8 protein-coding genes and 1 riboswitch are annotated in these 7,787 nt (G+C 45.8%); of the genes, 5 read left to right on the top strand and 3 right to left on the bottom strand.

Features of this window, described 5'->3' with window-relative positions:
* The 4 genes from QUB16_RS32305 to thiC all read left to right on the top strand — a co-directional run.
* Window positions 1-205 (top strand): hypothetical protein (locus tag QUB16_RS32305; RefSeq protein ID WP_333322413.1); only part of this gene is annotated, 205 nt, incomplete at its 5' end.
* A 232-nt stretch (window positions 206-437) separates the two neighbouring features.
* Window positions 438-998, top strand: coding sequence for a Uma2 family endonuclease (locus tag QUB16_RS32300; RefSeq protein WP_333322411.1), 561 nt, complete (start codon window positions 438-440; stop codon window positions 996-998).
* A 120-nt stretch (window positions 999-1,118) separates the two neighbouring features.
* Entirely contained in the window at window positions 1,119-1,937 is an 819-nt protein-coding gene (locus QUB16_RS32295; protein WP_333322409.1) for a Uma2 family endonuclease, read from the top strand.
* A gap of 179 nt (window positions 1,938-2,116) precedes the next feature.
* A riboswitch (TPP riboswitch) is annotated at window positions 2,117-2,213 on the top strand.
* A 7-nt stretch (window positions 2,214-2,220) separates the two neighbouring features.
* Complete coding sequence (thiC, locus tag QUB16_RS32290) at window positions 2,221-3,594, top strand: phosphomethylpyrimidine synthase ThiC (RefSeq protein ID WP_333102218.1); 1,374 nt, start codon at window positions 2,221-2,223, stop codon at window positions 3,592-3,594.
* A gap of 78 nt (window positions 3,595-3,672) precedes the next feature.
* Here thiC and QUB16_RS32285 read toward each other — a convergent pair whose 3' ends face one another.
* The 3 genes from QUB16_RS32285 to pyrE all read right to left on the bottom strand — a co-directional run bounded on the left by QUB16_RS32285 (window position 3,673) and on the right by pyrE (window position 6,451).
* Entirely contained in the window at window positions 3,673-4,155 is a 483-nt protein-coding gene (locus tag QUB16_RS32285) for a hypothetical protein (protein WP_333322406.1), read from the bottom strand.
* A gap of 319 nt (window positions 4,156-4,474) precedes the next feature.
* The gene (dcm, locus tag QUB16_RS32280) at window positions 4,475-5,761 is read right to left on the bottom strand and encodes a DNA (cytosine-5-)-methyltransferase (protein ID WP_333322404.1); all 1,287 of its coding nucleotides are present in this window, start codon (window positions 5,759-5,761) and stop codon (window positions 4,475-4,477) included.
* Between the two features lie 114 nt (window positions 5,762-5,875).
* Window positions 5,876-6,451 (bottom strand): orotate phosphoribosyltransferase, encoded by a 576-nt coding sequence (gene pyrE, locus QUB16_RS32275; RefSeq protein ID WP_333322402.1) that lies wholly within the window; start codon window positions 6,449-6,451, stop codon window positions 5,876-5,878.
* Between the two features lie 673 nt (window positions 6,452-7,124).
* Here pyrE and QUB16_RS32270 point away from each other — a divergent pair.
* Window positions 7,125-7,652 (top strand): hypothetical protein, encoded by a 528-nt coding sequence (locus QUB16_RS32270; protein ID WP_333322400.1) that lies wholly within the window; start codon window positions 7,125-7,127, stop codon window positions 7,650-7,652.
* Window positions 7,653-7,787 lie beyond the last annotated feature (135 nt).

Here is a 7,787-nt window from a genome sequence, read left to right as displayed (position 1 = left end):
GAAGCTAAGTGTCGCTTTTCCCCAAAAGCGGCGCACCTTATCATACTTTTGTATATTTGCAAAATCGGGATGCTCCCAGCTCTTCTCGCTCAGAGTTAAAGATGCTCACCGACAAGAACAACAGCAATCTCTGTATTGGCCCAAAGCCCAAACGGTACAAACTGTATCGTCTTCTTCTGTGCGCGTCGGGAAACATCGTACCTAGCCTGCAATGAAAGATGATTGTCTAGCTATCGTCAAGGGGTAATGAAATAATTATTATCCCAAAAACCCTGTTCGGGAAGAGCAAGAATAATTAATAGTGAAACTGTAGAGAAATTAGAGAAGTAATTGCCATAACCAGCAGGATTCAATATCTACAAGGAAGTACATTATCTGTTTGGGGCGGTTTTTTTTATGGTAAATTTAGGTAAGCTGCAAACAAGGAGAATAGTTATATGTCTGTTCAGCTTCAAAAACGGTTATTTACAGTAAAAGAATATCATTTGATGACTGAGGCGGGTATTCTCTCCGAGGGCGATCGGGTAGAACTCATAGAAGGAGAGATTGTTAAAATGGCTGCAATTGGTACTCGTCACGCAAGTTCTGTTAAGCCTCTGATCGCTGTGTTCTCGGATTTGGAGAGAAGACGTGCGATTATACGTGCCCAAGACCCTATCCAGTTGACGGAGCGCACTGAACCTCAACCGGATGTTGTATTGCTGCAACCTCGCGCTGATTACTACGCCACAGCCCATCCAGTACCGTCTGAAGTTTTGCTGTTAGTTGAGGTTTCAGATAGTACGGTTGATTATGACAGAGATGTGAAAGTATCCATTTACGCGCGATCGCTCATTCAGGAAGTTTGGCTGGTAGATTTAGTAGAAAATTGTTTGGAAGTCTACCGTCAGCCGGGCCCGAACGGTTATAGTTTAATGCTCAAGTTTTGGCGCGGTCAACAAGTTGCGCCGCTGGCTTTTCCTGATTTAGAAGTGAGCGTTGATTTTATATTGGGTTAGGCTGACTTTTTGATGATTAAATTTTACTGATTTACCGGGGGCTTGTAATTAGCCAAATTTCGCTTCTTCCTTATTCATTCTACTATAATAAGTTTAATTCCTCAAATCAGCGCAAGTTTTATGACTATTGCCAAATCATTTGAATTGGAAGTCACCCATCTCCCAGACCACACTGAATTACCCGAGTCGGACGGTACTTTTGTGAAAAACTTTCAAGAACTTCCTCAAAGCATTATTCTCACTGATTCACTCCGACCAGTATTGCAACGAATTCATCCTGACGGACGCTATCGTATCGGTCAAGATTGTGGGATTTATTGGCGTTTAACTGACCCTCTCGAACGCGGTGCAGAAGCGCCAGATTGGTTTTATGTGCCGAATGTTCCCCCACTATTAAATGGTGAGGTGCGACGTTCTTATGTATTGTGGAAAGAATACGTTGCACCGCTGATTGTACTGGAATTTGTGTCGGGGAACGGTGCAGAAGAGCGAGACAGAACGCCACCGCCCGAACCAGGTCAAGCCGAAGAACAAAAGGTGGGCAAATTTTGGGTTTACGAACAGGCGATTCGCGTGCCTTACTACGGCATTTATGAAGTGAAAAAAGCGGCTGTAGAAATGTATCATTTAGAGGATAATCGCTATCAGCTAATGAGTGCAAATGAGCGGGGTTGCTATCCGATTCCTCAGCTTGGAGTTGAGTTGGGAATTTGGCAAGGTGAATATGATGAGATGAATTTGCCTTGGTTGCGTTGGTGGGATAGTGAAGGAAATTTGCTGTTAATTGGAGAGGAACGTGCTCAACAAGAAAGCCTGCGGGCGGAACGAGAACGCCTTCGCGCTGAAGAAGAACGCCTTCGCGCGGAGGAAGAAAAACAACGCGCCGATCGCCTAGCAGCAAAATTGCGCGAAATGGGGATTAATCCTGATGAGGTGTGATTGTTTTTAGGTTGTTAAATGGGGTGCGATTCCCTTCGGGATAGCTTCGGTGGCGTGTACTTTTTAAACAGCAGAAATATCAGAAGCCCCAAAAGGGATCTCGCTCCCCTCATCTATCTCTCAATATTAAGATTTCCTTAGTTGCCGCCGTGGCGCACAGAAATCGGTGATACAATCAACAGCTTAGCTAGGGGTGCCCGAATATCCGGGCTGAGAAAACACCCTTAGAACCTGAGTCTGGGTAATACCAGCGGAGGGAAGCTGTTTATCAAGGAAATTAAATATGCGTACCGAATGGATCGCTAAGCGTCAGGGCCAAAGCAATGTATCTCAAATGCACTACGCCCGCCAAGGTGTAATTACTGAGGAAATGCACTTTGTTGCTAAGCGAGAAAATCTCCCGCCCGAACTTATCCGCGCGGAAGTAGCGCGGGGACGGATGATTATTCCCGCTAACATCAATCACCCGAATTTGGAACCGATGGCGATCGGCATTGCGTCTAAATGCAAAGTCAATGCTAATATCGGTGCATCTCCCAACTCTTCCAATATGGAAGAAGAAGTTGACAAGCTTAAACTAGCAGTGAAATACGGCGCTGATACCGTGATGGACTTGTCCACCGGCGGCGGGAATTTGGATGAAATTCGCACTACGATTATCAAAGCTTCACCAGTGCCGATCGGTACTGTACCAATTTACCAAGCTTTAGAAAGCGTTCATGGTAATATGGAAAGTCTGACGCCGAATGACTTTCTTCACATCATTGACAAACACGCTCAACAAGGTGTTGATTACCAAACTATTCACGCCGGAATTTTGATCGAGCATTTGCCGTTGGTAAAAAATCGGTTGACTGGGATTGTCTCTCGCGGCGGCGGCATTTTGGCGCGGTGGATGCTGCATCATCACAAACAAAATCCTCTCTACACTCACTTTAACGACATCATTGAAATCTTCAAAAAATACGATGTTTCGTTTAGTTTGGGAGATTCTTTGCGCCCCGGTTGCACTCACGATGCGTCGGATGATGCTCAATTAGCTGAACTCAAAACTTTGGGACAATTAACTCGCAAAGCTTGGGAACATGATGTGCAGGTAATGGTGGAAGGCCCCGGCCACGTGCCGATGGATCAAATTGAGTTTAATGTCAAGAAACAAATGGAGGAATGTTCGGAAGCACCCTTCTATGTTTTGGGGCCGTTGGTGACAGATATTGCGCCTGGGTACGACCACATTACCTCAGCAATTGGGGCCGCGATGGCTGGTTGGTACGGTACTGCAATGCTGTGTTACGTGACGCCGAAGGAACACTTAGGGTTGCCGAATGCTGAGGATGTCCGAAACGGGCTGATTGCTTACAAAATCGCGGCTCACGCTGCAGATATTGCACGGGGCCGTCCGGGTGCGCGCGATCGCGATGATGAACTCTCGAAAGCGCGTTACAATTTCGATTGGAACCGTCAATTTGAGCTGTCATTAGATCCAGAACGGGCAAAGGAATATCACGACGAAACTTTGCCGGCGGATATCTACAAAACTGCTGAATTCTGTTCGATGTGCGGCCCTAAGTTCTGTCCGATGCAGACTAAGGTGGATGCCGATGCTTTGACGGAATTAGAGAAGTTTTTGGCTAAGGAACCTGTAGCCCAAAGCTAATTGGATTAATTCGTAGGGTGCGTTAACGCCGTGTAACGCACCGCCAGCCTCATGCACCATTTGAGCTAAGTAAAAGATTTACCGGGATATGTTAGATCGCGCTGTATCTTGGCACGTTGAAAGAATGCGGCGATCGTTTGAGCTAATTGTGCGGATAGAATGCAGATTTGTTAGCTGAGTATTGACTTCAATTGTTTGAACTTTTCCGGCTGAGATTGCCTTCCCGTACAGTGTATTTCCCTGAATTTTACCAGTGAAGCACGCAAAGTCCGATCGCGGCGCGTAGATTGCACCAACGACGCGATCGTTCTGGCGTTGAAACACGATATAGTTTTGAAGAACTTGGTTGGGCTGTGGCGAATCCCCGTACAGGTAAATACCATCTGGCAAAGCAGCAACATTAGTCTTAGATGGATTTTGTTGTGCTTGAAGCGGTTGTTGCTGAATGCCAACACCAATTAGTGTCAGAGGACAAATAAAGGCTGTTGCCAGTAGTTTCCATTTCCTTTTAATAGATGCAGGTAAAATCATTACTGCTTCTCCTTGCGCGTCATCTAACATTTTAAAACAGTCTTCTCTAGTTAATATCTCACTCAGGTTATAACTTCCCTCTGCTAAAATCAGCCGATTGGTAGAGATTCTGAACCTGAAAGCTTGCGCTTGTTTAGCACCGAAAACTTTATTTTCCCTTGTGCTTCAAGTACCTGAGCTGATTTTGATAAAATTAGAGCAGACATAGTTTATAATCCCCCCCAATAAAACACCGATCTAAGGTTGATGTCGATGCTTTCACGGAATTAGAGAAGTTTTTGGCTAAGGAACCTGTAGCGCAAAGCTAGTTGCTAGGGTGAGCCGAAACACTCCGCCCGCCCTTCCCAATTCACCAGGCGCTAACTTTTTGTTTGGTAGAGCACAAAACATTCTGGATAACTTCTAGAGCAACAGCTTTAACTACATTAATACTTACACTATTACCCAGTTGATGATAAGCTTTATCATCATTAGGATGCAAAATAAAACTATCTGAAAAACCTTGTAGCCGCGCCGCCTCGCGGGGAGTAATCCTGCGGACTCGGTTATGAGAGTAAACTCCTAATCTATTAGCATCACTGGCAACTATTGTTACAGAAATTTTCTGCGGATCTAGAAATTTATAGACTTCAAAGGAAAAGTTACCGGATACAGGTTTGTACTGATTGTTGTTCCGTTGCAGGTACTTTTTTGTTACCAAGGAATCTAGCATTTTATCGAGATTGGGATGAGCAAAAAAAGTAGCTATTTGCTCTTTAGTTAATAGCTTGCCATCTTGGTCAGCGCCAAATTCTTTATTGCGCCTTTTCAAGATAAAAAGATTCATTAATTCAATTTCGTCTAAACTGCACTCGCCTCGCAAACCCAGTTCCCAAGAATGAATCGAATTGCCGCCGCGATAGTCAATTAGCCGCCTACCGTGCAAGCGACTGAAATCATTGTTAACTATTTGTTTCAACGCATTAACAAATTCTGGCGAACAATCATATTTTGGTTCTGGATTGTCTTCCAAAATATCTGCAAGTGTGACAGGTTGACTTAACGGGGAAAAGAACGATAGCTGTTGATGACTAGAGGAATGCGAATCTTTTGGGCCTACGTCGGAAATTAGCTTAAATTGGGGCGAAGCATTTAAAATTCCTACTAGGTAAACTCGGACGCGGTTCTGAGGTAAGCTAAAGTTAGAGCTGTTTAGCAAAAAATAATCGAAGCTGTAACCTCGGCTTTTGATTTCGCCCTTAATAGTTTCGAGGGTTCTGCCGCCGTCGTGGCTGACAAGCCCCCGCACGTTCTCGAAAATAAATGCTTGAGGTTTAAAGGTATCAATTAACCTTGCAATCTCAAAAAATAGGGTGCCTCTGGTGTCTCCAAAGCCCTCTTTTTTGCCAGCATAGGAGAAAGACTGACAAGGAAATCCCGCTAGTAAAATTTCATGTTCAGGCAGTTTGTCAATTAATCGGATGTCGCCTAAAGGTGTGTCGGCAAAGTTTTTCTGGTAAACTAATTGAGCGTCGGGATTGATTTCGCTGCTTAATACGCATTCTGTTTCCAGATTCAAGGAACGAGCGGCGGATTCAAACCCTAATCTCATGCCGCCTATTCCTGAGAATAAGTCAATAAAACGGAGGGTTTTCATAGCATTAAACTGGCTGGTTAAGATTGATATCTTGCACCATTTTTAACATGAGGCAGAGCGAAAGCATCTGCGTTACCAGGTAGAACCTAGTAACGAGGGGCATCGCACTTTTGCCTATTTTTTGCTAGCCATCCACTTTTGAAGATCCTTAATCGTAAAAACTGTTTCAAACTCTAATCCAACAGATTGATAAAACTGGGCACCACCTTGCTCCCTGTCAATCAGCGACAACACGCGATCGACCTTATAACCAGCCGCCCGCAACCGTTCCACCGCCTGCATCGCCGACTTACCCGTCGTCACCACATCCTCCAAAACCGCCACATTCGTGCCCTCTGGCAACAGCGGCCCCTCAATATAAGCCATTGTCCCGTGTCCCTTCGTCTCCTTTCTGACAATTAGCGCCGGAATCGATCGACCTTCCAGAGCCGAAACCACGCTTACCGCAGTTACAATCGGGTCAGCACCCAAAGTCAAACCGCCCACAGCTTGCACCTCCGACGACAGCATCGACAACAGCAAACGTCCCGTTGCCAAAGCACCTTCAGCGTGCAGCGTCACCGGTTTGCAGTTAATGTAATAAGAACTTTTCTGCCCCGAAGACAGCACAAAATCGCCTTCGCGATAGGCAAACTCGCACAACAAATCGAGAAGTCGATCGCGCAACACCTTCAAATCCGCAGCATCCATAACTCACACCCTGTAAAAAACACAAATAATCCGCCGATAATCAGTTTATCAAAAAATTGGGTTGAAAATCCCGTCCTTCGCTTGACCGAAGGCATCCAGGATAAAAGCCCCCGGATTCATTCCAACGCGCCAACTCAGGACCGGTGAAATAAAAAACCTGTCTCCGATGAAACTTGCCGAACGTATTTATCTCGCGCAAGTCAATGCTTCAATTCTAAAATCTAAAATCTAAAATCTAAAATCGCTTGACGGCTTTTTGATAGAATAGACATGGTTGTAATTCCCAAGGTGGGCGGTTGTGAAGCGGCTTTTAGTCGGCACCCTCGAACCTGAAAGCTTTTTAAAAGCAAAAAGAAGGGTAGCGAAAACCTTGTAAAACAGAGCTGGGGAATCAACGCATTCTCACGCACCAGAAAATCAATAATTTGTTTCAATTCCCGTAGGGTGGGGCACACCCGAACTCTAGGTTCGTATCCTAGTACGCTTTTGGAGATAGACCCTCTGGGGTGGTTGTGAGTTAAGCTCGTCAATTGGTGCAATTGCACGGTTGAAAAGTTTAAGGATTGCCGAAAGGACGCAACATTTTAAGGTCAGTCGCTGAATTAAGAATCCCTCTCCTTTAGGTCAGGGAGTGTCAAAGTGGAATCGGAATTAATTAAGGAGGCCCAAATATATGAGTCAAAAGTTAAAAAGCCTGAGCGGCGCGTTGATTCTCGCTGTCGCCTCTGCCGCGCTGGCATCCGTCAAACCAGCTCAAGCACAAACAGAGCGATTTCACCCGATTGCCGACGACTTCAACCGACAATACTTTGAAGCTTCAGGAGACTTTTACCACAACGTCAGCTTGCAAGGTTACTTGGGCGACTATTTAGGCATCGGTTCCCCCAGCGGCGTGGTTGCCTTTCCCGAAAAAGAAATGGAGAGGGATGCTAGCCGCGTCAACGGCCTCTACCGCCGAGTAATGCAGCGACAGGTTTCCAGCGACCCGATTCTCCGCGTTCCAGATGCAGTTAATCCCTTCGATGCCTCAATCATGGCACTGCCTGCAGCTTGCCAGCTAGCAGCTCAACCGAGCGGCTGTTTCCCTACTCCCGCCGGACTCCAAGATCAGTTTACACTTCCAACACAGCAGGAAGGTTCACCGACTGAGGCAGGGCCCGTTAGAGGACTTTATCAAGTATCGCCCCCTGGCAAAAATTAATCGATCGACAGTTGCGAGTTTTGAGCCGAGGCGGGTTTACTCAATCTTGGATTTGTATTTTAGGAATGAGAATTAAATAACTTCCACAAGTTTGTGGGATGGGCGTCCCGCCCGTCCAAAAAGGACGGGCGGGAC

Source organism: Microcoleus sp. D3_18a_C4 (assembly GCF_036702415.1).
Taxonomy (GTDB): Bacteria; Cyanobacteriota; Cyanobacteriia; order Cyanobacteriales; family Microcoleaceae; genus Microcoleus.
Note: the sequence above shows the minus strand (reverse complement) of the source record. Positions and strands in the feature narration are given on the sequence as shown.

Bases quoted from the DNA above. Each gene is read 5' to 3' on its own strand.
- QUB16_RS32300 (WP_333322411.1), top strand. From the start codon at position 438: ATGTCTGTTCAGCTTCAAAAACGGTTATTTACAGTAAAAGAATATCAT.
- QUB16_RS32295 (WP_333322409.1), top strand. From the start codon at position 1,119: ATGACTATTGCCAAATCATTTGAATTGGAAGTCACCCATCTCCCAGAC.
- thiC (WP_333102218.1), top strand. From the start codon at position 2,221: ATGCGTACCGAATGGATCGCTAAGCGTCAGGGCCAAAGCAATGTATCT.
- QUB16_RS32285 (WP_333322406.1), bottom strand. From the start codon at position 4,155: ATGTTAGATGACGCGCAAGGAGAAGCAGTAATGATTTTACCTGCATCT.
- dcm (WP_333322404.1), bottom strand. From the start codon at position 5,761: ATGAAAACCCTCCGTTTTATTGACTTATTCTCAGGAATAGGCGGCATG.
- pyrE (WP_333322402.1), bottom strand. From the start codon at position 6,451: ATGGATGCTGCGGATTTGAAGGTGTTGCGCGATCGACTTCTCGATTTG.
- QUB16_RS32270 (WP_333322400.1), top strand. From the start codon at position 7,125: ATGAGTCAAAAGTTAAAAAGCCTGAGCGGCGCGTTGATTCTCGCTGTC.